29 protein-coding genes are annotated in these 24421 nt (G+C 67.3%); 3 read left to right on the top strand and 26 right to left on the bottom strand.

All coding sequences use genetic code 11. The features are described 5' to 3' along the window. Window positions 1–66: 66 nt before the first annotated feature. The 6 genes from flgG to V7Z54_RS01455 all read right to left on the bottom strand — a co-directional run bounded on the left by flgG (window position 67) and on the right by V7Z54_RS01455 (window position 4633). Window positions 67–849, bottom strand: coding sequence for a flagellar basal-body rod protein FlgG (gene flgG / locus V7Z54_RS01480; RefSeq protein WP_334133820.1), 783 nt, complete (start codon window positions 847–849; stop codon window positions 67–69). Window positions 850–872: 23 nt separating this feature from the next. After that, window positions 873–1613, bottom strand: a complete 741-nt coding sequence (gene flgF, locus V7Z54_RS01475; protein ID WP_334133819.1) for a flagellar basal-body rod protein FlgF — start codon at window positions 1611–1613, stop codon at window positions 873–875. 17 nt (window positions 1614–1630) lie between these two features. Then, window positions 1631–2908 carry a flagellar hook protein FlgE gene (flgE, locus tag V7Z54_RS01470; protein ID WP_334133818.1) on the bottom strand — a complete coding sequence of 426 codons (1278 nt, stop codon included), beginning with the start codon at window positions 2906–2908 and terminating at the stop codon, window positions 1631–1633. A gap of 120 nt (window positions 2909–3028) precedes the next feature. After that, window positions 3029–3682, bottom strand: a complete 654-nt coding sequence (locus V7Z54_RS01465; protein WP_334133816.1) for a flagellar hook assembly protein FlgD — start codon at window positions 3680–3682, stop codon at window positions 3029–3031. Window positions 3683–3728: 46 nt separating this feature from the next. Beyond that, window positions 3729–4133, bottom strand: a complete 405-nt coding sequence (gene flgC, locus V7Z54_RS01460) for a flagellar basal body rod protein FlgC (RefSeq protein ID WP_334133815.1) — start codon at window positions 4131–4133, stop codon at window positions 3729–3731. A 14-nt stretch (window positions 4134–4147) separates the two neighbouring features. Next, window positions 4148–4633 carry a flagellar basal body rod protein FlgB gene (locus V7Z54_RS01455; RefSeq protein WP_334133814.1) on the bottom strand — a complete coding sequence of 162 codons (486 nt, stop codon included), beginning with the start codon at window positions 4631–4633 and terminating at the stop codon, window positions 4148–4150. A gap of 197 nt (window positions 4634–4830) precedes the next feature. Here V7Z54_RS01455 and flgA point away from each other — a divergent pair, with 197 nt between their 5' ends. From flgA to V7Z54_RS01440, 3 genes are all read left to right on the top strand, one after another. Next, entirely contained in the window at window positions 4831–5619 is a 789-nt protein-coding gene (gene flgA / locus V7Z54_RS01450) for a flagellar basal body P-ring formation chaperone FlgA (RefSeq protein WP_334133812.1), read from the top strand. 144 nt (window positions 5620–5763) lie between these two features. Next, window positions 5764–6096 carry a flagellar biosynthesis anti-sigma factor FlgM gene (gene flgM, locus V7Z54_RS01445; RefSeq protein WP_334133811.1) on the top strand — a complete coding sequence of 111 codons (333 nt, stop codon included), beginning with the start codon at window positions 5764–5766 and terminating at the stop codon, window positions 6094–6096. A gap of 10 nt (window positions 6097–6106) precedes the next feature. Further along, complete coding sequence (locus V7Z54_RS01440) at window positions 6107–6469, top strand: hypothetical protein (RefSeq protein WP_334133810.1); 363 nt, start codon at window positions 6107–6109, stop codon at window positions 6467–6469. A 17-nt stretch (window positions 6470–6486) separates the two neighbouring features. Here V7Z54_RS01440 and V7Z54_RS01435 read toward each other — a convergent pair whose 3' ends face one another. From V7Z54_RS01435 to V7Z54_RS01340, 20 genes are all read right to left on the bottom strand, one after another. After that, on the bottom strand, window positions 6487–7206 hold the full coding sequence (locus V7Z54_RS01435; RefSeq protein WP_334133836.1) for an RNA polymerase sigma factor FliA: 720 nt from the start codon (window positions 7204–7206) through the stop codon (window positions 6487–6489). A gap of 47 nt (window positions 7207–7253) precedes the next feature. Next, window positions 7254–7859, bottom strand: a complete 606-nt coding sequence (locus V7Z54_RS01430; protein ID WP_334133806.1) for a hypothetical protein — start codon at window positions 7857–7859, stop codon at window positions 7254–7256. Then, the gene (gene flhF / locus V7Z54_RS01425) at window positions 7852–9399 is read right to left on the bottom strand and encodes a flagellar biosynthesis protein FlhF (RefSeq protein ID WP_334133804.1); all 1548 of its coding nucleotides are present in this window, start codon (window positions 9397–9399) and stop codon (window positions 7852–7854) included. The genes V7Z54_RS01430 and flhF overlap by 8 nt, the downstream gene beginning before the upstream one ends. Then, window positions 9396–11486, bottom strand: coding sequence for a flagellar biosynthesis protein FlhA (gene flhA / locus V7Z54_RS01420; protein WP_443082399.1), 2091 nt, complete (start codon window positions 11484–11486; stop codon window positions 9396–9398). The genes flhF and flhA overlap by 4 nt, the downstream gene beginning before the upstream one ends. Then, window positions 11483–12664 carry an EscU/YscU/HrcU family type III secretion system export apparatus switch protein gene (locus V7Z54_RS01415; RefSeq protein WP_334133802.1) on the bottom strand — a complete coding sequence of 394 codons (1182 nt, stop codon included), beginning with the start codon at window positions 12662–12664 and terminating at the stop codon, window positions 11483–11485. The genes flhA and V7Z54_RS01415 overlap by 4 nt, the downstream gene beginning before the upstream one ends. Window positions 12665–12759: 95 nt before the next feature. Continuing rightward, a complete protein-coding gene (locus tag V7Z54_RS01410) occupies window positions 12760–13425 on the bottom strand; it encodes a protein phosphatase CheZ (protein ID WP_334133801.1) in 666 nt (221 codons plus the stop codon). Window positions 13426–13458: 33 nt separating this feature from the next. Further along, window positions 13459–13845 carry a chemotaxis response regulator CheY gene (gene cheY / locus V7Z54_RS01405; protein WP_334133799.1) on the bottom strand — a complete coding sequence of 129 codons (387 nt, stop codon included), beginning with the start codon at window positions 13843–13845 and terminating at the stop codon, window positions 13459–13461. A gap of 28 nt (window positions 13846–13873) precedes the next feature. Next, window positions 13874–14860, bottom strand: coding sequence for a flagellar motor protein MotB (motB, locus tag V7Z54_RS01400; protein WP_334133797.1), 987 nt, complete (start codon window positions 14858–14860; stop codon window positions 13874–13876). 47 nt (window positions 14861–14907) lie between these two features. Beyond that, the gene (motA, locus tag V7Z54_RS01395) at window positions 14908–15765 is read right to left on the bottom strand and encodes a flagellar motor stator protein MotA (RefSeq protein WP_334133796.1); all 858 of its coding nucleotides are present in this window, start codon (window positions 15763–15765) and stop codon (window positions 14908–14910) included. A 74-nt stretch (window positions 15766–15839) separates the two neighbouring features. Beyond that, complete coding sequence (locus tag V7Z54_RS01390; RefSeq protein ID WP_334133795.1) at window positions 15840–16193, bottom strand: hypothetical protein; 354 nt, start codon at window positions 16191–16193, stop codon at window positions 15840–15842. Further along, window positions 16180–16620 (bottom strand): phage holin family protein, encoded by a 441-nt coding sequence (locus tag V7Z54_RS01385; protein ID WP_334133794.1) that lies wholly within the window; start codon window positions 16618–16620, stop codon window positions 16180–16182. The genes V7Z54_RS01390 and V7Z54_RS01385 overlap by 14 nt, the downstream gene beginning before the upstream one ends. A 12-nt stretch (window positions 16621–16632) precedes the next feature. After that, window positions 16633–16944: a DUF883 family protein gene (locus tag V7Z54_RS01380; RefSeq protein WP_334133793.1), complete on the bottom strand. Its 312-nt coding sequence runs from the start codon at window positions 16942–16944 to the stop codon at window positions 16633–16635. Between the two features lie 56 nt (window positions 16945–17000). Then, window positions 17001–18794, bottom strand: coding sequence for an aspartate--tRNA ligase (aspS, locus tag V7Z54_RS01375; RefSeq protein WP_334133792.1), 1794 nt, complete (start codon window positions 18792–18794; stop codon window positions 17001–17003). 38 nt (window positions 18795–18832) lie between these two features. Next, entirely contained in the window at window positions 18833–19492 is a 660-nt protein-coding gene (locus V7Z54_RS01370; protein WP_334133790.1) for a DUF502 domain-containing protein, read from the bottom strand. Next, complete coding sequence (locus tag V7Z54_RS01365; RefSeq protein ID WP_334133789.1) at window positions 19479–19790, bottom strand: FmdB family zinc ribbon protein; 312 nt, start codon at window positions 19788–19790, stop codon at window positions 19479–19481. Before V7Z54_RS01365 ends, V7Z54_RS01370 begins: the two co-directional genes overlap by 14 nt. Window positions 19791–19910: 120 nt before the next feature. Further along, window positions 19911–21464: a ubiquinone biosynthesis regulatory protein kinase UbiB gene (gene ubiB, locus V7Z54_RS01360; RefSeq protein WP_334133787.1), complete on the bottom strand. Its 1554-nt coding sequence runs from the start codon at window positions 21462–21464 to the stop codon at window positions 19911–19913. Further along, entirely contained in the window at window positions 21461–22102 is a 642-nt protein-coding gene (locus V7Z54_RS01355; protein WP_334133786.1) for a ubiquinone biosynthesis accessory factor UbiJ, read from the bottom strand. The genes ubiB and V7Z54_RS01355 overlap by 4 nt, the downstream gene beginning before the upstream one ends. An 84-nt stretch (window positions 22103–22186) precedes the next feature. Beyond that, window positions 22187–23176, bottom strand: coding sequence for a Tim44 domain-containing protein (locus tag V7Z54_RS01350; RefSeq protein ID WP_334133785.1), 990 nt, complete (start codon window positions 23174–23176; stop codon window positions 22187–22189). Window positions 23177–23216: 40 nt separating this feature from the next. Continuing rightward, complete coding sequence (gene ubiE / locus V7Z54_RS01345; RefSeq protein ID WP_334133783.1) at window positions 23217–23948, bottom strand: bifunctional demethylmenaquinone methyltransferase/2-methoxy-6-polyprenyl-1,4-benzoquinol methylase UbiE; 732 nt, start codon at window positions 23946–23948, stop codon at window positions 23217–23219. Between the two features lie 53 nt (window positions 23949–24001). Further along, a complete protein-coding gene (locus V7Z54_RS01340) occupies window positions 24002–24412 on the bottom strand; it encodes a DUF971 domain-containing protein (RefSeq protein WP_334133782.1) in 411 nt (136 codons plus the stop codon). Window positions 24413–24421 lie beyond the last annotated feature (9 nt).

Raw genomic sequence — 24421 nt, 5'->3', positions numbered from 1 at the left:
CCCCCAGACAGCAGTGGGCCGCGGCGTGCCCGTGAACCCGTTCGGCTCCCATGGGCACCGCTTGCCTCACAACTGCGTCAGCCGCTGCAGCATCTGGTCGGAGGTGGTCACCGCCTTGGAATTTAGCTCATAGGCGCGCTGGGTCTGGATCATGTTGACCAGCTCCTGCACCACGTTGACGTTGGAGCTCTCCAAAAAGCCCTGCAGCGTCTGACCAAACCCTTCCGCGCCCGGATTGCCCTCGTTGGGCGCGCCTGATGCCGCCGACTCCAGAAACAGGTTCTGACCCAACGGCTCCAACCCCGCCGGGTTGATGAAGTTGGCCAGCGTGATCTGCCCAATCACTTGCGGCTGGGCGGCGTTGCCCGTGATGACCGACACCGTGCCGTCTTTGCCAATCGTCAGGCTGCGCGCGTTCTCGGGTACGGTGATACCGTCCACCAGCAGATAACCCTGGTTGGTCACCACCTGCCCCTGCGCGTTGAGCTTGAAGCTGCCGTCGCGCGTGTAGCCAATGGTGCCGTCGGGCAGCTGGATGCGGAAAAAACCGTTGCCGTTGATGGCGATGTCGAGGTTGTTGTCGGTCTGCTGCAGGTTGCCTTGGCTGTAGGTGCGCGCGGTGGCCACGGTGCGCACCCCCAGGCCGATCTGCAACCCCGTCGGCAGCTCGGCGTTGTCGGCGGTGTTGCCGCCCACCTGCCGCAGGTTCTGGTAGATCAGATCCTCGAACAGCGCCGTGCCCCGTTTGAAACCCGCGGTGGCCACGTTGGCCAGGTTGTGCGCGATGACATCCAGCTGCGTTTGCTGGGCCTGCATGCCGGTCTTGGCGATTTGCAGCGAGTTGATCATGGCGTTTCTCCGGTGATAGGGGGTCAGGCGTTGATGCTGAGCAGTTGCGCTGCTGTCTGGTCGTTCTTTTCGGCGTTTTGCACCATGCGCATCTGCAGCTCGTATTGGCGAGTGGCGGCGATCAAATCCACCATCGCGCCGATCGGGTCCACATTGGAGCCTTCTAGCATGCCGTCCACCAAGGTGGCATTGGCATCCTGCGGCAGGGGCTGCCCGTCGGGGCTGCGAAAGAGGCCATCGTCGCCGCGGCGCAGCCGCTCACCCTCGGGCGGGGTCACCAACTTCAGCCGCCCCAACACCTGCGGCGGCTCCTGCCCCACGCGCGCGGTCACGGTGCCGTCGCGGCCAATCTGCACTGCGGCGCCAGCCGGCACCTGGATCGGCGCACCGCCGGCGTTCAGCATCGGCAGGCCGTTGAAGCCCACCAAGTTGCCCTGGGCATTGACCTGCAAGGCCCCCGCACGGGTGTACGCTTCGGTACCATCCAGCGCCTGGATGGCAAAAAATGCCCGCCCCACGGCCGCCACATCCAACGGACGGCCCGTGCTTTGCAGGTTTCCGGGTCGGTCTAGATAACCCGGTGTCGCCTCCAGCGCATGCACGCGCGTCGTTGCGCCCTCGCCCCGCAACGGCACGGCCCGAAACGTTGACAGCTCGGCCCGAAAACCGGTGGTATTGACGTTGGCCAAGTTGTGCGCAATGACCTGATGGCGGTGCATCGCGGCCTGCGCCCCCGTGGCGGCGGTGAAGACGACGCGGTCCATGGCTCAGTCCCTTGGCTTCAGCGCAGATTGACCAGAGTCTGCTGCACCTGATCCTGCGTCTTGATGGTTTGCGCGTTGGCCTGGTAATGCCGCTGCGCCACGATCATGTTGACCAGCTCCTGGGTCAGATCAACGTTGGATTCTTCCAGCGCGCCCGAGCGGATGAGGCCGAAACGTCCCGACAGCGGCTGGCCGATGATAGGATCCCCAGACGCCTGCGTTTTCTGCCAATAGCCCCCATTGATCGGTTGCAACCCCTGTACATTGCGAAAACGCGTCAGCATCACCATGCCATTGGCCTGACTGACGCCATTGGAGTAGCGGGCCGTGATCACACCATCTTCGCCGACCGTGATGGAGGTCAGCTCACCGGGCGGATAGCCATTCTGCGTGACTTCGTAGACCGCGAACTTAGAGCCAAACTGCGTCACGGTCGCCGAGGTGGGATCGAGGGGATCGCCGAAATTCAGTGCGACATTGATGGCTTGCGCCGGCAGACCCGCGGTGGTGTTGACTTCGTTGGCAGGAATATTGATGTTGGCCAGCGTCAACGGCAGAGTTGGCCGACCGGTGGCGGGATTGAAGGTGATTGCGCCCAGATTGGTTTCGTCCGGTGGGTCGCCGGGCGCATTGGTGGGTTGATAACTGGCTACGACATTCCACTGATTGGCGCCCGTCTTAATGAAGTACAGCTGCACCGGAATGCCGTTACCCAAGGTGTCGTACAGGTTGAACGCGGTGCCATACTGCTTGTTCTCCGCCGTCAAGGGCGTGCCCACCGTTTGGGCATCGACGCGCGAGTCGAGATTCAGGGTGAGCTTGAGCTCCGTCGAGGGCCTGGGATCGACGTTCTTGCCAGTCGGCAGGTTCAGCGGCACCGGATCGACGGAGATCGGTTTGCCGCTGGTGTCCGTCGCAAAGCCGAGCAGCTGTGCCCCGTTGTAGGTAACGATGTTGCCGTCCCGATCGAGCTTGAACTCGCCGTTACGGGTGTAGGCTGTCGAGCCGTCGCTGAGCCGAACGGTGAAGAAGCCCTCCCCGTTGATCGCCATGTCCAGGTTGTTGCCCGTCACCTTAATGTTGCCTTGCGTGAACATCTGCGCCACCGCCGCCACGCTCACCCCGATGCCGCCGTTACTGCCACCAGCGGCACCAAGCGAGGCGGCGTACATCTCGGCAAATTCGGCACGGCTGGCCTTCATGCCCGTGGTGTTGGCGTTGGCGATGTTGTGGCCGATGACATCCAGGTTCTTGCTGGCGGCATTCAGTCCCGACAGTCCCGTTCCAAAGCTCATGGTGTTCTCCTGCGTTCAAATGGGTGACTGGGAAAAGGGTGACTGGGGCAAAGGGGGAGTTCAGGGGCAACGACGGCCATACGGCAAGCGAGTGTCGATCGGTAAACCTCGGTGTCGCACTCACAAAAAGGCCAACACCTGCTCGTAGCCCAGCGTGCTGCCGTCGGTGCGCAGGCGCAAGGCGCCATCGACCAGGCCCACGGACTGCACACGCTGCACCGCCAGCGGCTGCGCCGCCACCGCCTGCCCGCCGCTGGTGGCGTTGACACGGATGGTCGCCACACGCACCGGGTCGACGCCGCCCAGCGGCCACTCGAAGGTCTGCAGGCCCGCGGCGCGGCGCCCCAAGCTGACGGTGCCTAGGGTTTCGCCGGCCGTCCCCACGATATCGACAGTGACCGCGTCGGCCGCAGCGGGCAAGCTGAAGGCACCGCGCGCCACCTCCCCGTCCACCACCAGCCCATTGCCCTCGCTGACGATGTCACGGCCCACCAGTGTCGTGCCCTGCAGCGTGCTGACCTGGTTGAACTGAGCGGCCAGCTTCTTCAGCGTCTCGTTGACCTGCTGCAAGCCCACCACCTGGTTGATTTGCGCCATCTGGGAGGTCATTTGCGCGTTGTCCAGCGGATTGAGCGGATCCTGGTTATTGAGCTGAGCCACGAACAGTTTGAGGAAGCGCTCCTGCGCGGCCTTGGGGTCGGCAGCATCGGCCTGGGCACCACCGCGCGCGTTGTAGGCCTCGATTTGGCTGGCGCTCAAGGGGGTCATAAACATCGTTGTTCTCCTGGCATGGGTCGGCGGTCACGCAACGCAGCGGCGGTCACTGCCCCATCTGCAGGGTTTTCAGCAGCAACGTCTTGGCGGTATTCATCACCTCGACATTGTTCTGATACGAACGCGCCGTGGCAATCATGTTGACCATCTCCTCGACCGGGTTGACGTTGGAGTAGGTCACGTAACCCTGTGCATCGGCGTTGGGATGGTGCGGATTGAAGACGCGCCGGTTGGGTGCGTTGCTCTCCACGATCGTGTGCACCTTGACGCCGGCCGAGGCCGGCTCGCCCATCGGCACGGTGCGAAATACCACCTGACGCGCCTTGTACGCCTGCCCGTCGGGACCGGCGACGGCGTCGGCGTTGGCCAGGTTGCTGGCCACGGTGTTGAGGCGCTGAGCTTGGGCGCTCACCGCGCTGCCCGAGACGTCGAAGATGCGCATCATAGACATGGCTCAGACTCCCGTCATTGCCCCTGGATGGCGGCCAGCATCGTCTTGACGTGGCCGTTGATAAAGCGCAGCGTGGATTCGTACTGCACCGCGTTGTCGACAAAGTTGGCGCGCTGCTGATCCAGATCGACACTGTTTTGGTCCAGTGCCGGCTGGGTTTGCACAGTGTAAGCGGGACGTACCCGTTCGGCCACACCGGCCACTGTGGAAACGGTGCGCAGATGGCGCGGATCGGTGCCGGCCAGCCCCTCGGCCGCCGAAGGCACGGTGGCCCGCGCCAACGCCGATTGGCCTGCGGGTGTGACCCCAGCCGTGGAACCACTGCCCGCGCTACCCAGACCCTGCACCCGCGCCAGGGCGCGCTGGAAGTCGAAGTCACGTGCCACATAGCCGGGCGTGTCGGCGTTGGCGATGTTGCTGGCAATGACCTGCTGGCGGTAGGCGCGCAGCTGCAGCACCTGCCCCAGCAGGTCCATGCGTTCGGTCAGGCGGTTCAACATGACGGGCCTCAGTGGACGTGGACGGTGTGCCGAGCGTGGCCGCAGACGAACGGCGGTGGGTGCGGTAACTGGCACGCTGCGGCCTTGCCTGCGACGTATTGTCAAAAAACTTGAGAGCCGACAAAGGGCGAAATAGCGGTCAGCGAGCAGCCGTTCTCGTGCTTTCGATGGGCGGCCTGCGTGCTACAGTGACCGGCGTGAAACGCACCGCCCCTGCCCCCGACCGCTTGCGCGCCCTGCGTGCGTGGGTACTGGTGTGTGCGCTGTTGCCGGGGATGGCGTCGGCACTAAACGGCGGGCCTGACGGCGTCGCCGATGGCCCCCTGGTCGGCTCCCCCGATTGGCAGGCACGTATCGCGGCATGGCTGGCGGGACTGGCCTCCGGGCAACTGGGCGACGCGCTGCCTGCTGCTGCGCCGGCCGTACCGCTGCGTCCCCAGATCACCGTCGGGCGCCTGGACAGCCGACTGCATCTGGCCCCGTGCGCCCGCGTGGAACCGTACCTGCCCAGTGGCACCCGGCTGTGGGGCCAGACCCGCATCGGCCTGCGCTGCACCCAGGGTCCGGTGGCATGGAATGTGTTTTTGCCGGTACACATCCAGGTGTGGGGGCCCGGCTGGGTGCTGAGGCGGCCGGTTGTGGCCGGGCAGACGCTGGAGGCGACGCATGCCGAACTGGCGGAAGTGGACTGGACAGTACACCGCGACGGGGTGCTGGTGCGTCCGCAGGACTGGCGCGGACTGCAGGCTGCGCGCTCCCTAGCGGCTGGGCAAGTTCTGCGCCCCAGTCTGGTGCGCCCCCCACAGGTGTTCGACGCTGGGCAGACGGTTCGTCTGCGCCTGAGCGGGCCCGGATTCGAGGTGACCGCCACCGGCGAGGCCCTGGGTGCCGGCCGCGTTGGTGAGACGGTGCGCGTGCGCCTGCCCAACCGGCGCGTGCTGCTGGGCACGGTGGTCGATGCCCAGACGGTGACGGCGGCGCTGTAGCGCCCAGGCCACCGCCGGTAACGCGGGCACGGCTGGCACACCGAATACCGTCTGTCAGCATAAACCGGAAAAAAGGGGTAAAGTCCGCACTCGACGTGCCGATAACGCTCTCAGACGGCCCCGGCTCGGGGTCTGGAGAGTGCCATGAAAGTCAACAACGCACCTGAATCCAAGCTAGGCCTGACGACTCCGGTGACCAAGCGCACCGCGGAGGGGGCGAGTACGGCTGTCGGTAACAGCACCCGCCTAGCCCCTGCAGAAGGCGCCAGCGTGCGTCTGTCACCCGTCACGCAGGTCATGACCAACGGCGTGGCGCGCTCGGGCACCGACAGCTTCGATGCCGCCAAGGTCCAAGCCATGCGCACGGCCATCCAAAACGGCAGCTTCTCGGTCAACGCCGAGGCTATTGCCGACAAAATGCTGAGCCAGGCGCGGGAATGGCTGGGCGTGGCGGCGGGGCCGCGCCGCTTCGGTTGACCCCACCCCGATGACCGCGTCCGCCGACTGGATCGACCGCCTGCACCAGCTGCGCGCGCGGCTTGACGAGGCGCTGGCCATCGCCACCCAGCATGCGGCCGGCGCAGTTGACGCCCAGGCCTGGTCGCGAACGTGTGCCGCGCTGGCCGAGGCGTTCGCGGCCGCACGTCCGTGCGGCAACCCCCCCGTCAGGGACGCGGTAACCGCGGCCGTGGTCGCCGATATTGGCGTGCGCATTCAGATGCTGATGGACATGAATACACGGCTGCAAGCCGCCAACCGCTTGGCGTTGACGCAGCTGCTGCCGCAGGATGCGCTGCAGACCTATGCACAGCTGGGTCGGCAGGCGCGCGGGCGCATGCCGTACCGCTAAGCCGCCACCTGCCCGCGTCAGTGGGCGCGCAGCTTGGCGCGCAACCGCGCCACGGCTTGCGAGTGCAGCTGGCTGACCCGCGACTCGGTCACCCCCAGCACGGCCGCGATCTCTTTCAGATTCATGTCGTGCTCGTAGTACATGCTCATCACGTACTGCTCGCGCTCGGGCAGCTTACCGATAGCCTCGATCAACGCGGCGCGCATACGCTGGTCGGCCAGCATGCGCTCTGGGTCGCTGGCGTCGTCGGCGGGCAGATGGCGGTCGAGAAAGGCGTCATCGTCGTCGCCGCGACCGCCCAGATCCTCCAGGTACACGAGCTGGATGCCACGCATGCGCGACAGCAGCTCCTGATACTCGGTCAGCGACAGGCCCAGCTCCTGGGCGATTTCGGACTCGCGCGGCGCGCGCTGCAGCCGCTGCTCCAGGCGCTGGATGGCCGCTTCGATGTCCTTGTGCAACTTGCGCTCGCCGCGACTCATCCAGTCGGCCCCGCGCAGCTCGTCGAGCATGGCGCCACGGATGCGCTGGCTGGCAAAGGTCTCGAACTGCACCCCCATCGACGGCTCGTAGCGGGCCAGGGCTTCATTCAGACCGATCATGCCCACCTGGATCAGATCGTCGAGCTCCACGCTGGCGGGCAGCCGCGCAATCATCAGATGTGCCAGACGGTGCACCAGCGGCGCGTACTGGCGCAACAGCGCATCACGATCGAGTGTGCCCTTGGGCGTGTACATCGAAAACTCCGGCGGGCGCAGCGGCCGTGGTCTGGCGGCGGCAGTGGTCAGCATGTCGGCCCTGCGCTCCCCGCCTCGCCGGCGACATCCATCATCCACGCTGCGTCCAGCAGCCGCGCCAGAACGTCATCGGTGCCTGGCTGACCCGCAACGGCCTCATGATACCCCAGCGTCCAGACCGTCGGCACCCAATTCAGGTGCACACGGCAGGTACGCTGCAGCGCCGTGCAGGTGGCCTGCACGGCCCCCTCGGGATATGCCCCCTCGCCACCGGCCAGGGCCACGACGATGGGCTGCAAACCCGCCGCATGCAGGCGCTTGAGGCTGCGGTATCCATCGACAAGGGCGGCGGGCTCAGCACGCAGGGCCACCAGCGGATGGTTGCCCCCACCAGGCCACCAGCGCACCAACGACTCCACCGGGGCATGCCACAGCCACACCTCGGCCGCATCAACGTCGTCCCCCCAGCTCTGTGGCGTGCCCTCGAGCACCCGGCAGTCCAGTCCCCAGTCCCGATACCCCTGGTGCAACCGCCACAGCAACTCCAGCGCCGCGTTCGTGCGCCCGCCGGCCACCACGGCCAGCACGCGCAGCGGAGCGCACAGCTGCCAGGCCAGCAAACCAGCCGCTTGGTCGCGGATCGGCTCAAGCATGAGCGCCCTCCGGCTGCCAGTTCGACACCACCGGATCGGTGAAGAAGAAGGGCAGTTCGGCCCGGCTGGGCTCGAATGCCGACTTGCCGTGTCCACCCATCGACAGGCGCACCAGCGTCGCGGCATCGGCGCGCTGCCAGTCTTCCGGCACGCGTTGCCCGGTGCTCAGTCCACGCACCACCGCCTGGTGGCGGATCAGCGTATCCACCGCGGGACCGAGCTTGGCCGCCTCGTCCACTTTGGACAGGATCACGCCGTGCAGCGGCGTGTCGCGGTAGGCGGCAAAAACGTCGTCGAGCGTGTCGCCGTGGCCGCCGGCATTGACCACCAGCAGCTTCTTGATTTGGGGCGCAGCCAGCTGCGCCAGCATGTCCTGAATGCGGGGATCCTTCTGGCCCAGGCCTGCCGTGTCGATGATGACCATGCGCTTGTTGGCCAGCAGCTGCAGCAGATCCTGCAGGGCGGCGCGGTCATGGGCGAGGTGGGCCACCACCCCCAGCATCCGTCCGTAGGCCCGCAGCTGTTCGAAGCCCGCGACGCGGTAGGTGTCGAGCGTGATCAAGCCGACGCTGTTGGCGCCATAAGCCTTGACGCACTGCGCCGCCAGCTTGGCGGCGGTCGTGGTCTTGCCGACACCGGTGGAGCCGATCAGGGCGAACACCCCCCCCTCATCGCACAGGTTCCCGGGCTCGCGCGCCACACGCAGATTGCGCGTCAGCACCTCCAGCGTCCAGCGCCAGGCGTCGGCCGCGCCCAGGTGTGCCGGCAGTCGCTCCAGCACGGCCCGCGCCACGGTGGGCGAGTAGCCCGCGCGCACAAACTTGTGCATCAGCTGTGACTGGATCGGATTGAGACGCGACTGCCCGAGCCACGCCAGCATCTGGAAACGCTCCTCCATGAGGGCCTTGAGCGTGTCGAGCTGCTGCGCCAGCGCCGCCGCCTCGGCCGCAGTGCCGGCCGGCGCGGCCGCCGCTGCCCGGGTGTCGGCACGCGGCGTGGCGGTGGCCGACTGCGCGGCGGCGGGGCGCGTCGGCCGTGCCGCTGCGCTGCGCGGCGTTGCCTCGGCGGCGAACGGCAGCGCCATGGCGTCGGCGCTTGGTGGCCGCGCCGGGTCGCTGCCGCGTGTCGGGGCCGCCGCTGCCGCGCCCCCCGCGCCCTGCAGCGCTTCACGGCGCTTGCGCAGCATGCGCTCGCGCACATACTCCTGAAACGACAGCGTGCTCATCGCCAGCGTTTCGGTATCCTGCGCCACGCTGCTGTCGGGCGACAGCGGGGGCAGCTGTGCCGCGGCGCGTTGCTGCAAGCCCAGCGTGGCCCGTCCCGACCGCCCTACCGATGCCTCGGGCAGCGCGCTGCGGGCCGCCGCGGCCGGCGCCGCCTGTGCGGCGATGCTCGACAGCTGGTCTTCCGAGGTGGCCACCACCTCGAATCCCTGCTCGGTGGAGCGCGACGACAGGATCACGGCTTGCTCGCCGAAAGCGGCGCGCGCCAGCGCCATGGCCTCGCGCGAATTAGGGGCGACGAATCGTTGCGCGTTCATGCGGGCTCTCCAATGATCGGGCCGATGCGGATGGTGTGGGTGTCAGGGATCTCGCTGTGCGCCAGCACCTGCAGCCGCGGTGCGGCCCGGCGCAGCAGGCGCGCCACGGCCTGGCGAATGGCATCGGGCACCAGCAGCACAGCGGGCACGCCGTGTTCTTCCTGGCGGGTGGCCACTTGCGCGGCCGACTGCGTCAGCATCTCGGCAATGCCGGGGTCGAGTGCCCCGCCACCCTGGCCGCCCAGCGCCTGGGTCAACAGCCGCTCCAGCCCGGGCTCGATGGCAATGACCTCCAACTCCTGCACCGGGCCGTAGATCTGCTGCACGATGGCGGGCGACAGCGCCTGGCGCACGCGGCGCGCCAGCTCCACCGGGTCCGTCGTCTGGCTGGCGTGTTCGGCCAGCGTCTCGACGATGGTGCGGATGTCGCGGATGTGCACGCCTTCCTCCAGCAGCAGTTGCAGCACTTTCTGGAACACGCCAATCGGCACCGGAGTCGGAATCACCTCGTCGATGAGCTTGGGCGCGATCTTGCGCACATGCTCGACGAGCTCCTGCACCTCGGTGCGGCTGAGCAGCCGCGCGGCGTGCACCTGCATCAAGTGTGACAAATGGGTGGCCAGCACGGTCTCGGCATCAACCACGGTATAGCCCGCCATTTGCGCGTTTTCGCGCTGGCGCTCGTCGATCCAGGTGGCCGGCAGGCCAAACGCCGGGTCTTGCGTTGCCTGCCCGATGAGCGGAGTGTGAATGTGCCCCGGGTTGATGGCCAGGTACTGCCCGGGCAGCACCTCGCCCTCGCCGACGACGACGCCACGCAGTGTGATGCGGTAGCTGGTGGGTTTGAGTTCGAGGTTGTCGCGCACATGCACCGGCGGCGGCAGGAACCCCACCTCCTGCGCGAACTTCTTGCGCACGCCTTTGATGCGAGTCAGCAGGTCGCCGCGGCGGGTGCGATCCACCAGCGTAATCAGGCGATAGCCCAGCTCCAGCCCGAGCAGATCGACCGGCTGCAGGTCGTCCCAAGTGGCTTCGGTGTCGGCCGGCGCCTGCGCCGCCTGCTGCGCCGCCAGCGCCTCGGGCGAGGGTTTGGCACGCTCGCGCGCCAGCCAGTAGGCCACCGAGCCGATCAGCGCCGCAAAGGTCAGGAACACCAGGTTCGGCATGCCGGGCATCACGCCCAGCAGCGTCAGCACACCGGCGGTCACCCCCAGCACCTTGGGCGAGTCGAACACTTGGGCCACGATCTGCTGGCCCAGATCCTCTTCCTTGCCCACGCGCGACACCACCATCGCCGCCGCCACCGAGATCAGCAGCCCCGGCACCTGGGCCACCAGCGCATCACCCACCGACAGCGTGATGTAGCTGTGTGCCGCCTGCTCCAGCGTCAGGTCGTGCTGCAGCAGGCCGATGGCAAAGCCGCCAATGATGTTGATCAGCAAAATCAAAATGCCAGCGATGGCGTCGCCACGCACGAACTTCGACGCACCGTCCATGTTGCCGAAGAAGTCCGCCTCCTCCGCGACCTCGGCGCGGCGGCGTTTGGCCTCGGCCTGATCGATCAGCCCGGCGTTGAGGTCGGCGTCGATCGCCATTTGCTTACCAGGCATCGCATCCAGCGTAAATCGCGCACCCACCTCGGCGATGCGCTCAGCGCCCTTGGTGATGACGACGAAGTTGATCACCACCAGAATCAGAAACACGATCAGGCCGACGGCGAAGTTGCCCCCGATGAGGAAGGTGCCAAACGCCTCGATGACCGCGCCGGCCGCGCCCGGGCCGGTGTGCCCCTCCATCAGCACCACGCGCGTGGAGGCGACGTTGAGCGACAGCCGCAGCAGCGTCGTCAGCAGCAGCACCGTCGGGAAGACCGCAAAGTCCAGCGCCCGCCGCATGTAGGCGGCCACCATCATCACCGTCAGCGCGATGGCGATATTGAGCGTGAAAAAGGTGTCGAGCAGCCACGGCGGCAGCGGCAGCACCAGCATGGCCAGCACCAGCATCACCAGCGCAGGGGCGGCCAGCGCCTGGCCGTGCCCGCGCCAGGGCATCAGGCGTTGCTGAAGGGATTGCAGGACGGCGTTCATGGCCGGTTCTTTCCAGTGGACTCAGACGGGGGATGGGTTGCCGCGGCGGCTCGCCCGTGCAGCGGATCGAGCTCGGGCGGCACAGCGGGTTGCGGCGGCGTGGGCATCGGGCCCTGCCCGCGCAGCGCGGCCCGCAGCCGGTACACATAGGCCAGCACCTGGGCGACTGCGGTGTACAGCGCCGCCGGCACTGGCTCATCCAGCTCGGTGTGCGCATACAGGGCGCGCGCCAGCATCGGCGCCTGCAGCACCGGCACCCGCGCGTCGCGCGCCACATCACGCATGCGCAGCGCCAGCAGATCGGTGCCCTTGGCAATCACGTGCGGCGCGGCCATCGTGCGCTCGTCGTAACGCAGCGCCACCGCGTAGTGGGTCGGGTTCATCACCACTACGTCGGCCTCGGGCACGCGCCGGATGCTGTGGCCGTACGCAATCTCGCGCGCACGCTGCCGCCGCTTGCTCTTGATAAGCGGATTGCCTTCGGTTTCCTTGTGCTCGTCTTTGACTTCTTGCAGCGTCATGCGCAGCTGGTGTCGATACAGGTACTGTTGCAGCGGCACATCGACCGCGGCCACCAGCAGCACCACGGCCAGCAGCGACGACACCCCCACAAAAAACCAGTCGCCGGCCTGCGCCAGCGCCGCTTCCAGCGGCCGCAGCAACAGCGTGGCAAACCCCTGCAGATGCGCCGTCACATACAGCCCCCCGATGACCGCCAGCAACGCCGTCAGCGCCAGCAGCTTCAGCACCTCGAACAGCTGCTGGCGCGAAAACAGGCGCTTGAGTCCGCTGAGCAGCCCGATCTTGGACAGCTCCGGGACCAGCGGCTTGGTGCTGAACGCGTACGAGCCGGCGGCCAGCAGCGCAAACACCACCGCGGCCGCCACCGCCAGGCCCAACGGCAGGTAGTAGCCCAACCCCAGCCACAGCCCCTCGCCCAGGCGCTCCAGCATGTGGCGCGGCTCCTGCACCGCCGGGTTGTCGAAGCGCAATCCGGCGCGCATCACGGCGCGCAGGCGCTCGTAAGCCAGCGGCAGCGTCACCCACAGCAGGGTCAGCCCACCACCCAGCACCGCCAGATGCGTCAGGTCGCGCGAGCGTGGCACCTGGCCCTGCTCGCGCGCCTTTTGCAAACGCCGCGGCGTGGCTGGCTGGTTCTTGTCTTGGGTAGATTCCATCGCGGCTGACGCTGTCCTGTCAGCCGCATTGTGGGGCGCCGCCCACCCGTTCTAAAGCGCAAATAGCCGGGGCCCGCCCCCGTTTTACCGCCGCCTCAAAAGCCCAGGCTGGCCAGCAGGTCGTCCACCTGCTGCTGATTAGTGACGACGTCGCTGCGCCCTTCCGGATTGACCACCGGACCGGACAGATCGCGCCCGGCGGCGGGCGACTCGGCCGGCGTTGCCGCCACCGGGGATGCCGCCGCCTCCACCGCATGCCCGCTGTATGGGGCCGTCTCGAGCAGCAGCTGCACCAGCTGCTGCTCCAGGGTACCCGCCAGCGCCACCACCTTCTTGATAACCTGACCGGTCAGATCATGAAAGTCCTGCGCCATCATGATCTCGGTGAGGTGGTGATCGGTGCGCTCGGCCGCCTGCTGGATCTGGCTCGACCACTCCAGCAGCTCCGGCATGGCCCACTTCAGCCCCGGCACGGCGCCGATCGTCTGCACCAGCTGACGGCTGCTGTCGATGACCTTTTGCTGCTCAGCCTTGGCCTCATCGACGCGGTTGAGCACCTTCTCGGCCGCTTCGCCGGTCAGCCGTGCGATGTACTCCAGCCGGCTGCGCGCGTCCGGCAGTTCGCCTACCGCGTCCTTGAGGGCCGGCATATACCCCAGCGCCTTCAGCGCCTCGTGCAGCTCGCGCGTGATCTCGCCCAGACGCTGGTAGATGTCTGCCCGGGGGTCCCCCCCTGCTGCTGGTGTCGCGTGCTCGGACATGCCCCTCCCCTTCGTCGCGCCCGAACGGACGCCTCACGCCCAACCCATCTTGCGAAAGATGTTGGTCAACTTCTCTTCCAGCGTCGCCTTCGTAAAGGGCTTGACGATGTAGCCGGCCGCTCCGCCCTGGGCGGCGGCGATGATGTCTTCCTTGCGCGCCTCGGCCGTGACCATCAGCACCGGAATGTGCTTGAGCTTGTCGTCGGATTTGATCTGGGTCAGCAGCTCGAACCCGTTCATGTTCGGCATGTTGATGTCGGTGATAACCATGTCGAACCTGCCGTTGCGCAGCTTGTGCAGCGCTGCCGCACCATCCTCGGCCTCGTCGGCATCGGCGTGCCCGAGTTCCTTGAGCAGGTTGCGCACGATGCGACGCATCGTGGAGAAATCGTCGACGATCAGAAATCGGATATCGGCCATGGAGTGCTCCAACCGCAATGCCCGTAGTTTACGGGTTCGGGCGCCCACCGGGACGTGCCAAGCCTTCAGCCGACGGCAGAGCAGGCACTGCCGGCGACACTGCAGGCGGAGCCGCCCCCCCACCCGCAGCCTGCGGATCGGCCTCCAGCGACTGCAGCATGCGCTCTTCGGCCTCACGCGTCAGCACCAGGATACTGATGCGGCGGTTGCGCGGGTCGTTCGGACTGTCGGGCAGCAGCAGCCGCTTGTCGGCCATGCCCACCACGCGTGCGAGTTTGCCCTCCGGCAGACCGGCGGCCACCAGCTCGCGCCGGGTCGCATTGGCCCGGTCGGCGGACAACTCCCAATTGCTGTAGGCGCGCTCGCCACTGCCGTAGGGGGAGGCGTCGGTGTGGCCCGCGAGCTCGACACGGTTGTCGACCTCGCGCAACACCTGGGCAATGGCACGCAAAATCTCCCGCATGTGGGGGCGCAGCAGGGCACTGCCGGCGTCGAACATCGGTCGGTTCTGCTCGTCCACGATTTGGATGTACAGACCATCCTGCACCATCTCCATGCGGATCTGGTTCTGCAGATCAGCCAGTTGCGGATTGGCCTTGAGGATACCTTCGAGCTTGTCGCGCAGGGTGGCGATACGCAGTTTGTCCTGGCGGATCATTTCGGCACGCGCCAGCTGCGCCCCGATCTCGCGCACCTTTTGCTCGATGTCGCCGCTGGCCACTTCGCCAACGCTCTTGGTCAGGTCGTCGCCGCCCCCTTGCAAAATGCTGGTCGCCCCCCCCGAGCCCGGCCCGCCAAACAACATCACTTTCAGCGGTTGGTTGAAATACTCGGCAATGCCTTTGCGGTCGCCCTCTGTCGTGGAGCCAAGCAACCACATCAGCAAGAAGAACGCCATCATCGCCGTCACGAAATCGGCGTAGGCAATCTTCCAGGCGCCCCCGTGCGCCCCGTGTCCGCCCTTCTTGACGCGCTTGACGATGATGGGCTGCAGGGACTTGCCGTTGGTGGCCATGGCGCGGTCTCGACGCTCAGACAGGGGCAGTGGGGCCGGTCACGGCGTCACTTCTTCTTGACGTGGGCTTCGAGCTCGTTGAACGCCGGCCGCTCGGTCGAAAACAGCACCTTGCGTCCGAATTCGATGGCGGTCATCGGCGCGTAGCCCTGCATGCTGGCCAGCAACACCGTCTTGATGCACTGCAACTCCTTACTCGCCTCCTCGAGTTTTTGCTCCAGCAAGCTGGCCAACGGTTCGGCAAACCCATAAGCCAGCAAAATACCGAGGAAGGTCCCCACCAGGGCGGAGCCGATCATGCCGCCGAGCACGGCCGGGGGTTGCCCCACCGAGCCCATGGTGTTGACCACCCCCAGCACCGCGGCCACGATGCCGAATGCGGGTAGTGCCCCGGCCAGGCGCTGCAGCGCGGCCACCGCCGCATGCTGCTCAGCGTGGTGCGTCTCCAGCTCGGCGTCCATGATCGATTCGATCTCGTGCGCGTTGAGGTTGCCCGACACCATCAGGCGCAGGTAGTCGGTGATGAACTCCACCGTGTGGTGGTCACTGGCAATGGTCGGGTACTTCTGAAACAGCGGCGACGCCTCGGGGTTCTCGACGTCACCTTCGATCGCCATCAGCCCCTCCTTGCGCGCTTTCTGCAAAATGTCATACAGGAGCGCCAGCAAGTCCATGAAGCGCTCTTTGGTGTACTTCGCCCCCTTGAAGCAGGCGCCCAGTCCACGCCCGACACCTTTGAGCACCTTCATCAAATTGCCTGCAATGAAAGCGCCGATGGCCGCTCCGAAGATGGTGACCATCTCAAACGGCAGCGCTTTCAGGATGACCCCGATATTGCCACCGTGGATGATGAAGACGCCGAAGATGCAGCCGATCGCGACGAGCCAGCCGACGATGACGAACATGGGACGGTCCTGTCAGGAGGAGTACACGGATTGTATCGGTACGCCTTGCCGTCTCATGCCAGCAGTGCGACGCCTCAACGCCCCGCCCCTTGCGCGCGCAGTAGGGCGAGCCAGCGCGCCAACGCCACGCCGTAGCGGCGCCACCAGCGCCAGCCCCGCCAACCCAGCAACGCGGCCGCCCATAGCCGCCGCGGACGCCGCACCAGCAGCCAGCCCGCCACCAGCGCCGGCACCCAGGGATGGGCGCGCACCCAGCGCCACCCGCGCCGGGCGCTGTCGGCCCCTTGCCACAGCGGGCCCAGCGCCTGCCCATGCCGCGCCAAACGCTCCCGCAGCACGGTGGACCGGTGCACCAGCACCGCCTGCCGCTGCCGCAGGCGCTCGCCCAGTGACGGCTGTGGCGCCGCTGCCGTCTCAGGGCTGGCCATGCAGGCGCTCCCGGTCACGCGCCAGTTCGGCCAGACTGGCCTCGAACCAGCGCACCCCGGCAACGATGCGACGCGCCGCCAAGGCGGCCGTCACCCCACCGGCCAGGAATAAAGTGGCCAACACCGCCAGCGCCAGCACGCGGTGGCTGTCCCACAGCACCACGGTCAACAGCGCCGCCAGAAAACCCAGCCCCAGCGCCAGCAGCACTGCGGCTGCCACCGTCCAGGCCAAGCCCCGCGCCACGTCGATTGCATGAGCGGCGGCCTCGACACCGAGCAGCGCCAAGCGCACACGCAGCAGCTCGAGCGCGTCGAGCACACCACCACGCACGCCCTCCCACACCGACTCGGCGCCACCGGGCACCGCCGCGTCTGCAGCGGGCCCGTCACGTGTTTGGCTGAAACGGCCCATGGGGGCGGTGACCACCGCAGTCGCGCCTCAGCGCCGACCGATCAGCAGCCCCACCAGCAGACCGACGCCGGCTGCCACCCCGATCGCCTTCCAGGGGTGTTCATGCACGTAGTCATCGGTGGCCCGCGCCACCTCACGGGTGCGCTCGCGCAGCGCCGCTTCGGCATCGGCTAGGCGGTAGCGTGCGTTGCGCAGGTTCTCCTGCAGACGCTCGCGCAGCTCCGCCACCTTTTCGCCGGTAGATTGGGCGGTGGCGGCCAGCAGTTCCTCGGCGTCGGCCACGACGACCTTCAAGTCGGCCACCAGCTTGTCTTTCGGTTGCAGGGTGTTGTCGGTCATGGCGCTCTCTCCTGTGACGATGCGTGATCTCTACGCGGTCACTATAGCACGGCACCTTACGCGGGTTGCGGATTGCGCAGCCGGATGTGCAGCTCGCGCAACTGCTTTTCGTCCACCGGGCTGGGCGCGTGCGTCAGCAGGCACTGGGCGCGCTGCGTCTTGGGGAACGCAATCACGTCGCGGATCGACTCGGCACCGGTCATCAACGTCACCAGCCGGTCCAGACCGAAGGCCAGCCCGCCGTGCGGCGGCGCACCATACTGCAGCGCATCGAGCAGGAAGCCGAACTTGGCACGCGCCTCCTCGGGGCCAATCTTCAGCGCCGCAAACACCTTGCTCTGCACGTCGGCGCGGTGGATGCGCACCGAGCCGCCGCCCAGCTCCCAACCGTTGAGCACCATGTCGTAGGCCTTGGCCAGACAGGCGCCGGGGTTGGTCTCCATCCAGTCCTCGTGGCCGTCCTTCGGCGCGGTGAAGGGGTGGTGCACCGCCACCCAGCGCTGCTCCTCCTCGTCGTATTCGAACATCGGGAAGTCCACCACCCACAGCGGGGCCCAGCGGTCCTCGAACAGCCCGTGGCTGCGGGCAAACTCGCCGTGCCCGATCTTGACGCGCAGCGCACCCATGGCGTCGTTGACGATCTTGGCTTTGTCGGCACCGAAGAAGATGAGGTCGCCGTTTTGCGCGCCGCTGCGCTGCACGATGGCCTGCAGCGCCGCGTCGTGCAGATTTTTGACGATGGGCGACTGCAAGCCATCGCGCCCGGCGGCCACGTCGTTGACCTTGATCCAGGCCAGGCCCTTGGCGCCGTAGATCTTGACGAATTCGGTGTAAGCGTCGATTTCGCTGCGCGAAAACACCCCGCCGCCCGGGATGCGCAGCGCCACCACGCGGCCGCCCGGCATGTTGGCCGGAGTGCTGAAGACCTTGAAGTCCACGTCCTTCATCACGTCGGTGAGCTCGGTCAACTCGAGCTTGACGCGCAGGTCGGGCTTGTCGGAACCAAAACGCGCCATCGCCTCGGCGTAGGGCATGATGGGGAAGTCGCCCAGATCGACGCCAATGGTGTTGGCAAACACCGTCTTGATCATGTCCTGGAACAGGTCACGGATCTCCTGCTCGGTCAGGAACGAGGTCTCGATGTCGATCTGCGTGAACTCCGGTTGACGGTCGGCGCGCAGGTCTTCGTCGCGGAAGCACTTGGTGATCTGGTAGTAGCGGTCGAAGCCCGCCACCATCAGCAGCTGCTTAAACAACTGCGGCGACTGCGGCAGCGCGTAGAACATGCCGTCGTGCACGCGGCTGGGCACCAGGTAGTCGCGCGCGCCCTCCGGCGTGCTCTTGGTCAGCATCGGCGTCTCGATGTCGATGAAGCCGTGCGCATCCAAAAACTTGCGCGCCTCCATCGCCACGCGGTAGCGCAGCATCAGGTTCTTCTGCATGTACGGGCGGCGCAGGTCGAGCACACGGTGGGTCAGGCGCGTGGTCTCGGACAGGTGTTCGTCGTCGAGCTGGAACGGCGGCGTCACCGACGGGTTGAGCACCGTAATGGCGTGACACAGCACCTCGACCCCACCGCTGCGGATGGCCGGATTGACGGTCCCTTCGGGACGGGCCCGCACCACCCCCTGCACCTGGATGCAGTACTCGTTGCGCAGGCTCTCGGCGGTGGCGAACATCTCGGGGCGGTCGGGGTCACACACCACTTGCACCGTGCCCTCGCGGTCGCGCAGGTCGATGAAGATGACGCCGCCGTGGTCGCGCCGGCGGTTGACCCAGCCGCACAGGGTGACGGATTGCCCGATCAGGACTTCGCTGACCAGGCCACAGTAGGTGGTGCGCATCTGCATAGATTGACCTTGTTGAATGTCCCAAACGGATCCGGGGGTCACGGCGTGTCCGGCAGCGGCACGCCGCGCCGCTGCCCGGGGACGATGACCCCCATCGAAATGACGTGGGTGAGCGCCTCGTCCACCGACATGGCCAGTGGTACGACGTCACGCCGGTGCACCATCACGAAGTAACCCCCGGTCGGGTTGGGCGTGGTGGGAACGTAGACGCTCAGATAGTCCTGCGGCGGCAGGTGGCGCGCGACGTCCCCGCCGGGGGCGCCGGTCAGAAACGCAATGGTCCACATGCCCTCGCGCGGCCACTGCACCAGCAGCGCCTGCCGGAATGCGTTGCCCTTTTCGGACAGCAGGGTGTCGGACACCTGCTTGACGCCGGAGTAAATGGAGCGCACCACCGGAATGCGCTGCAGCAGCGCGTGCCACCAGCCAATGAGCTGGTTGCCGACATAGTTGGACGCGAACGCCCCGATGCCCAGCACGATGGCCAAAGCCAGCAGCACACCCAGCCCCGGCGGGCGCACCCCCAGCCAGCGCTCGGGCTGCCAGGCTTCGGGCAGAATGTTCAGGGTCTGGTCCAGGGTGGACAGCACCCAGTCCAGCACCCAAAGGGTCACGATCAGCGGCGCCAGCACCAGCAACCCGGCGACGAACCAGCGTCGCAGGGCCGCCGCGAAGCGCGCGCGCTCAATGACAGGCACAGGAAGCCCCGCACGGGGTGCTCGCACCCGCGCTGTCGCTGTTGCTGGTCGCGCTGTCGCCGCCTTTGGCGCCGTCGTCGCTCTTGGAGGTGGCCGCACCAGCCGCCGCCCCGGCGCCGCCGCGGAAGTCGGTCACGTACCACCCCGTACCCTTGAGCTGAAAGCCCGCCGCAGTCACCTGTTTGCGGAATGTACCCGCGCCACAGGCCGGACACACGGTCAGCGGCTCATCCGACACTTTCTGCAGCACATCCTGGGCATAGCCGCAGGAATCACACTTGTATGCGTAGATAGGCATGGCAACACCTGCTTGGGAACGTCGAATAGGAAAACGCCAACGCTCTGAAAAACCGCTCATTATAGAGTGAGGGTGACGGCGAACGGATTCAAGCCCGGGCGTGCCGCAGCGCGCCTCGGCTCACCACAGCCGCAGGCGCAGCCACCACTGCATGGCCATCAGCCCGGCCACGAAGCCAAACAGCACATAGATCACCATCATCAGCAGGCGCTGGGTGCGGCGTTGCTCCTGCACCAGGCGGTCGATGTCGCGCCGCAGATCGGTGGGGCGCTGGCGCAGGTAGTCGTGCAGCAGGCGCGGCAGCTCGGGGATGAGCTTGGCGTAGTGAGGGGATTCGGCCTTGAGCTGGTTCCAGAAACGCTTCGGCCCCACCTGCTCCACCATCCAGCGCTCCAGAAATGGCTTGGCGGTGCTCCACAGGTCCAGATCGGGGTCAAGTTCGCGCCCCAGCCCCTCGATGTTGAGCAGGGTCTTTTGCAGCAGCACCAGCTGCGGCTGGATCTCGACGTTGAAGCGGCGCGAGGTCTGAAACAGTCGCATCAGCACCATGCCCAGCGAGATCTCTTTCAGCGGCCGGTCGAAGTAGGGTTCGCAGACCGCGCGGATGGCCGCCTCCAGCTCGTCCACCCGCGTTTGCGGCGGCACCCAACCCGACTCGATGTGCAGCTCGGCCACGCGCTTGTAGTCGCGGCGGAAAAACGCGGTGAAGTTCTGCGCCAGATATTCCTTGTCGTACTGGGTGAGGGTGCCGACAATGCCGAAGTCCAGCGAGATGTAGCGGCCGAAGGTCTGCGGCTCCAAGCTGACCTGGATGTTGCCGGGGTGCATGTCGGCGTGGAAAAACCCGTCGCGGAAGACTTGGGTGAAGAAAATCGTCACGCCGTCACGCGCCAGCTGCTTGATGTCCACACCGGCCTCGCGCAGGCGCTGCACCTGGCTGATGGGCACTCCGCGCATGCGCTCCATCACCAGCACGTCGGTGCGGCAGTACTCCCAGATCATCTCGGGGATCAGCACCAGGTCCAACCCGGCCATGTTGCGGCGCAGCTGGGCGGCGTTGGCCGCTTCGCGCATCAGGTCCAGCTCGTCGTGCAGGTACTTGTCGAACTCGGCCACCACCTCGCGCGGCTTCAGGCGTCGGCCATCGCGCGACAGCCGCTCCACCCACGCTGCCATGGTGCGCATCAGCGCCAGGTCCTTCTCGATGACGGGCAGCATGTAGGGGCGCAACACCTTCACCGCCACCTCACGCCCGTCGTTGAGCACCGCAAAATGCACCTGCGCGATGGAGGCGCTGGCCACCGGCTCGCGCTCGAAGTGGGCGAATATCGCGTTGAGCGGCTTGCCGAAAGCGCGCTCGATGGTGGCGATGGCCACGTCGGAGGGAAACGGCGGCACGCGGTCCTGCAGCCGCGCCAGCTCGTCGGCGATGTCGGGTGGCAGCAGGTCGCGCCGGGTGGACAGCACCTGCCCGAACTTGACGAAGATGGGCCCGAGCCGCTCCAGCGCCTGCCGCAGGCGTTGGCCGCGCGGCGCCGACAAGTCGCGCCCCCAGGTCAGCAAGCGGCGCAAACCCGCCAGCAGCGGGTGCTCGAAATGCGACAGCACCAGCTCGTCCAGGCCGTAGCGCAGCACGACCCAGGCGATCACCCAGCCGCGCAGCCACTGCCTCATGGCGCCGCCTCGCCGGCCGGGTCGGTACCGTTCGGGTCGGCAGCGGGACGCCAGCGCTGCGCCCACTGGGCGGAGCGCCGGCGCGCCGCCTGCGCGGCCGGACCGAGCCAGCGCCGCAGCGCAGCGGTCAGCGCACGCGCCTGCTGCACCAGCGTGTGCGCCGCCGCGTCACCCAGCAGCCGCGCCAGATCCTCTTCCACGTCCCAGCGCACGTGGTCCACCACCCACGCCACCTCGGCGGCCAGCTGCACGTCCCCTTCAATGGCCACTTGCGGCCGCTCGCCCGCAGCGATGCGCTGCAGCAGCGCCAGCGGCGCCGGTTCGTCGATGGTCAGGGTCAGATCGGCGGCGCGCTCCTGCCCAGCCGCGCTCTGCAGCAAGCCGGCGGGGCTAAGCCGCACCGGCCACTGCAGCGCCGGCCAGCCCAGCGGCCCCACACCGCCCGAGGCCACCTGCACGCGCACCACTTTGCCGGCATGGCGGCGCAGGCGCTCCATGGCGGCGGGCTCCTGCTGCAACACGTGGTTGAGCAACACCAGCACCCGGTTGCGCAGCTCATCCTGCAGCCACGGGGGAGGCTCCGGCAGCGTCCAGCGGCCTTGGGTATCACGACGCGCAAAGAAAGAGGGGCGATTCATGCCCCCGATTCTGCCGGAATCCGGTCGCCCGCCGCGCTCACGCGCGCCGATGGGCCCCAGCCGCCACGTGCCAACGGTATCGGCTCACTGCAGGGCCTGCACCCCGGCCACCAGCCAGCCCGAGCGGCCCTGCTTCGGCCGGGTGATATTCCAGACTTCGCGAAATGGCGCCGGGCCTTCGGCCGGGTTCTCGCGGATCAACCCCGAAAACTCGACGCTGGCCATGTACTCGTCACCCAGGTCTTCGATGCCCAACAGCTGGGCATCCAGCGACACCACCTCGGTGACGTTGGGCACCCCCGGCGCGCTGGCCTCACGCGCGGCCAACTGCTGCTCGATCTGGGCCAGCATCTCGTCGGTCATCAGCGCCCGCAGCACGGCCGTGTCGCCGCGGTCCCACGCGGCCTGCAGCCGGATAAAGTTGTCCTTGGAGGCGCGCACAAAGCCCTCGACGTCGAAATCGGCGGGAATGTGCCACGTCGGCGCGCCAGCCAGCGCGCTGCCAATCAGCGATCCGGTGGCAGCCCCGCCCGAGGCATCGGCAAACTGCGTGCGCTCCCACGGACGAGCGGAGGCGTCGTTGCCCACTTTGGTGGGTTGGTAGCTGGGTGGCACGACCGGCCCGGCCGCAGCGCCCGAACCCTGCAGCGCCAGTGGCGAGCGCGCCGCGCCAGTGCCACGCCCGCGCCGCAGCCAGGCAAGCGCCGCCAGCGCTACCCCCACCAACAGCAGAATCAGCAAAAACTGAGCAAAGGCCTCGCCGAACCCGAGAGCCGACGCCAGCCACGCCAAACCCAGCCCCGCGGCCAGACCGCCCAGCATCGCTCCCCACGGGCGTGCCCCAGCTGCCGACGGGCCGGGCTGCGCACCCGGCTGCGCCTGCTGGGCCGGTTGCGGCTGCCGCTGCGCCGGTGTCTGCGCGGGCGGCTGCGGAGCCGGCGCGCTGCGCTGCACCACGTTGCCCGATTGCTTGCCTATCGAGCCGCCACCGCCCAGGCGCTTGGCCCATACATCGGCGGAGCCCAGCGCCACCGCCGCCGCCAGCATCCACGTTCCCCAGGTCGTCGCTTTCATCGTCGTCTGCTCCTTGTGGGCCCGCCCTGGCGGGCCCGCGTCAGGTCTTGATGCCCACGTGCAACGCGACCACGCCAGCGGTCAGGTTGTGCACATCGACGTGACCGAAGCCCGCCTCGCGCACCATGGCCCGCAGGGTTTCCTGGTCGGGGTGCATGCGGATCGACTCGGCCAGATAGCGGTAGCTGGCTTCATCGTTCGCCACCCAGCGCCCCAGGCGCGGCAGCACGTGAAAGCTATACCAGTCGTAGGCTTTTTGCAGCGGGGGCGCGACGTGGGAGAACTCGAGCACCAGCAGCTTGCCGCCGACCTTGAGCACTCGATTCATTTCGCGCAGCGCAAGTTCCTTGTGCGTCATGTTGCGCAGACCAAACGCCACCGTCACCAGGTCGAAGTACCCGTCCGCAAACGGCAGTCGCTCGGCATCGCACACCACCGTCGGCAGCACCACGCCGTGGTCGAGCAGCCGATCTCGGCCCTCGCGCAGCATGGTCTCGTTGATGTCGGTGTGCACCACGATGCCGCCCGGCTGGACCTTCGGCGCCAGCGCCAGCGCCAGGTCACCGGTGCCGCCGGCCAGATCGAGCACACGCAGCCCCGGTTGCGGGTTGGCCACCATCACGGCGTACGCCTTCCACCAGCGGTGCAGCCCCGCCGACATCAGATCGTTCATCAGGTCGTAGCGCGGTGCCACCGAGTCGAACACCGCGCGCACACGGCGCGCCTTGTCCCGCTCGTCCACCGTCTGAAAGCCAAAATGGGTCTGGGTCATGCGCGGATGGTAACCCGTTCTCACACGCCACGCAGCGCAGCCGCCCGCAGCACTCAGTGGCGGCCACACCCGGCAGCCGCCGGGGGCGGCATCGGCGCGTCGCGGTCCAGCCCCGCTTCGGCCAGGCGCCGCTCGTAATCGGCCCACAGCGCGTCCTGCTGCGAACCCAGGAAATACAGATATTCCCAGGTGAAGATGCCGCTGTCGTGCCCGTCGGAGAAGGTGGGCTGAACCGCATAATGGCCCACCGGCTCCAGCGCCACGATGTCCACGTGGCGCTTGCCGGTTTGCAGCACGGCCTGGCCGGGGCCGTGCCCTTGCACCTCGGCCGAAGGCGAATACACGCGCATCAGCTCAAAGGGGATGCGAAAGTGCGCGCCGTCGCTGAAGCGCACCTCCAACACGCGCGAGGTGCCGTGCACGGTGATGGACTCGGGAACGGCAGTGAAGGCTGCAGCGGTCATAGTGGGTTC

The organism is Tepidimonas sp., from assembly GCF_036824975.1.
Lineage (GTDB): Bacteria > Pseudomonadota > Gammaproteobacteria > Burkholderiales > Burkholderiaceae_C > Tepidimonas.
The sequence above is the reverse complement of the archived record's forward strand: the minus strand, read 5'-3'. Positions and strand labels throughout refer to the sequence as shown.

Bases quoted from the DNA above. Each gene is read 5' to 3' on its own strand.
- cheY (WP_334133799.1), bottom strand. From the start codon at position 13,845: ATGGCCGATATCCGATTTCTGATCGTCGACGATTTCTCCACGATGCGT.
- motB (WP_334133797.1), bottom strand. From the start codon at position 14,860: ATGGCCACCAACGGCAAGTCCCTGCAGCCCATCATCGTCAAGCGCGTC.
- flgF (WP_334133819.1), bottom strand. From the start codon at position 1,613: ATGGACCGCGTCGTCTTCACCGCCGCCACGGGGGCGCAGGCCGCGATG.
- aspS (WP_334133792.1), bottom strand. From the start codon at position 18,794: ATGCAGATGCGCACCACCTACTGTGGCCTGGTCAGCGAAGTCCTGATC.
- flgC (WP_334133815.1), bottom strand. From the start codon at position 4,133: ATGTCTATGATGCGCATCTTCGACGTCTCGGGCAGCGCGGTGAGCGCC.
- V7Z54_RS01365 (WP_334133789.1), bottom strand. From the start codon at position 19,790: ATGCCTATCTACGCATACAAGTGTGATTCCTGCGGCTATGCCCAGGAT.
- V7Z54_RS01440 (WP_334133810.1), top strand. From the start codon at position 6,107: ATGACCGCGTCCGCCGACTGGATCGACCGCCTGCACCAGCTGCGCGCG.
- V7Z54_RS01380 (WP_334133793.1), bottom strand. From the start codon at position 16,944: ATGACCGACAACACCCTGCAACCGAAAGACAAGCTGGTGGCCGACTTG.
- V7Z54_RS01415 (WP_334133802.1), bottom strand. From the start codon at position 12,664: ATGGAATCTACCCAAGACAAGAACCAGCCAGCCACGCCGCGGCGTTTG.
- V7Z54_RS01355 (WP_334133786.1), bottom strand. From the start codon at position 22,102: ATGAATCGCCCCTCTTTCTTTGCGCGTCGTGATACCCAAGGCCGCTGG.
- V7Z54_RS01455 (WP_334133814.1), bottom strand. From the start codon at position 4,633: ATGTTGAACCGCCTGACCGAACGCATGGACCTGCTGGGGCAGGTGCTG.
- flgM (WP_334133811.1), top strand. From the start codon at position 5,764: ATGAAAGTCAACAACGCACCTGAATCCAAGCTAGGCCTGACGACTCCG.
- V7Z54_RS01410 (WP_334133801.1), bottom strand. From the start codon at position 13,425: ATGTCCGAGCACGCGACACCAGCAGCAGGGGGGGACCCCCGGGCAGAC.
- V7Z54_RS01390 (WP_334133795.1), bottom strand. From the start codon at position 16,193: ATGGCCAGCCCTGAGACGGCAGCGGCGCCACAGCCGTCACTGGGCGAG.
- flhA (WP_443082399.1), bottom strand. From the start codon at position 11,486: ATGAACGCCGTCCTGCAATCCCTTCAGCAACGCCTGATGCCCTGGCGC.
- V7Z54_RS01430 (WP_334133806.1), bottom strand. From the start codon at position 7,859: ATGCTTGAGCCGATCCGCGACCAAGCGGCTGGTTTGCTGGCCTGGCAG.
- V7Z54_RS01435 (WP_334133836.1), bottom strand. From the start codon at position 7,206: ATGTACACGCCCAAGGGCACACTCGATCGTGATGCGCTGTTGCGCCAG.
- ubiB (WP_334133787.1), bottom strand. From the start codon at position 21,464: ATGAGGCAGTGGCTGCGCGGCTGGGTGATCGCCTGGGTCGTGCTGCGC.
- V7Z54_RS01340 (WP_334133782.1), bottom strand. From the start codon at position 24,412: ATGACCGCTGCAGCCTTCACTGCCGTTCCCGAGTCCATCACCGTGCAC.
- motA (WP_334133796.1), bottom strand. From the start codon at position 15,765: ATGTTCGTCATCGTCGGCTGGCTCGTCGCGATCGGCTGCATCTTCGGC.
- V7Z54_RS01350 (WP_334133785.1), bottom strand. From the start codon at position 23,176: ATGAAAGCGACGACCTGGGGAACGTGGATGCTGGCGGCGGCGGTGGCG.
- flgG (WP_334133820.1), bottom strand. From the start codon at position 849: ATGATCAACTCGCTGCAAATCGCCAAGACCGGCATGCAGGCCCAGCAA.
- V7Z54_RS01465 (WP_334133816.1), bottom strand. From the start codon at position 3,682: ATGTTTATGACCCCCTTGAGCGCCAGCCAAATCGAGGCCTACAACGCG.
- flgE (WP_334133818.1), bottom strand. From the start codon at position 2,908: ATGAGCTTTGGAACGGGACTGTCGGGACTGAATGCCGCCAGCAAGAAC.
- flhF (WP_334133804.1), bottom strand. From the start codon at position 9,399: ATGAACGCGCAACGATTCGTCGCCCCTAATTCGCGCGAGGCCATGGCG.
- ubiE (WP_334133783.1), bottom strand. From the start codon at position 23,948: ATGACCCAGACCCATTTTGGCTTTCAGACGGTGGACGAGCGGGACAAG.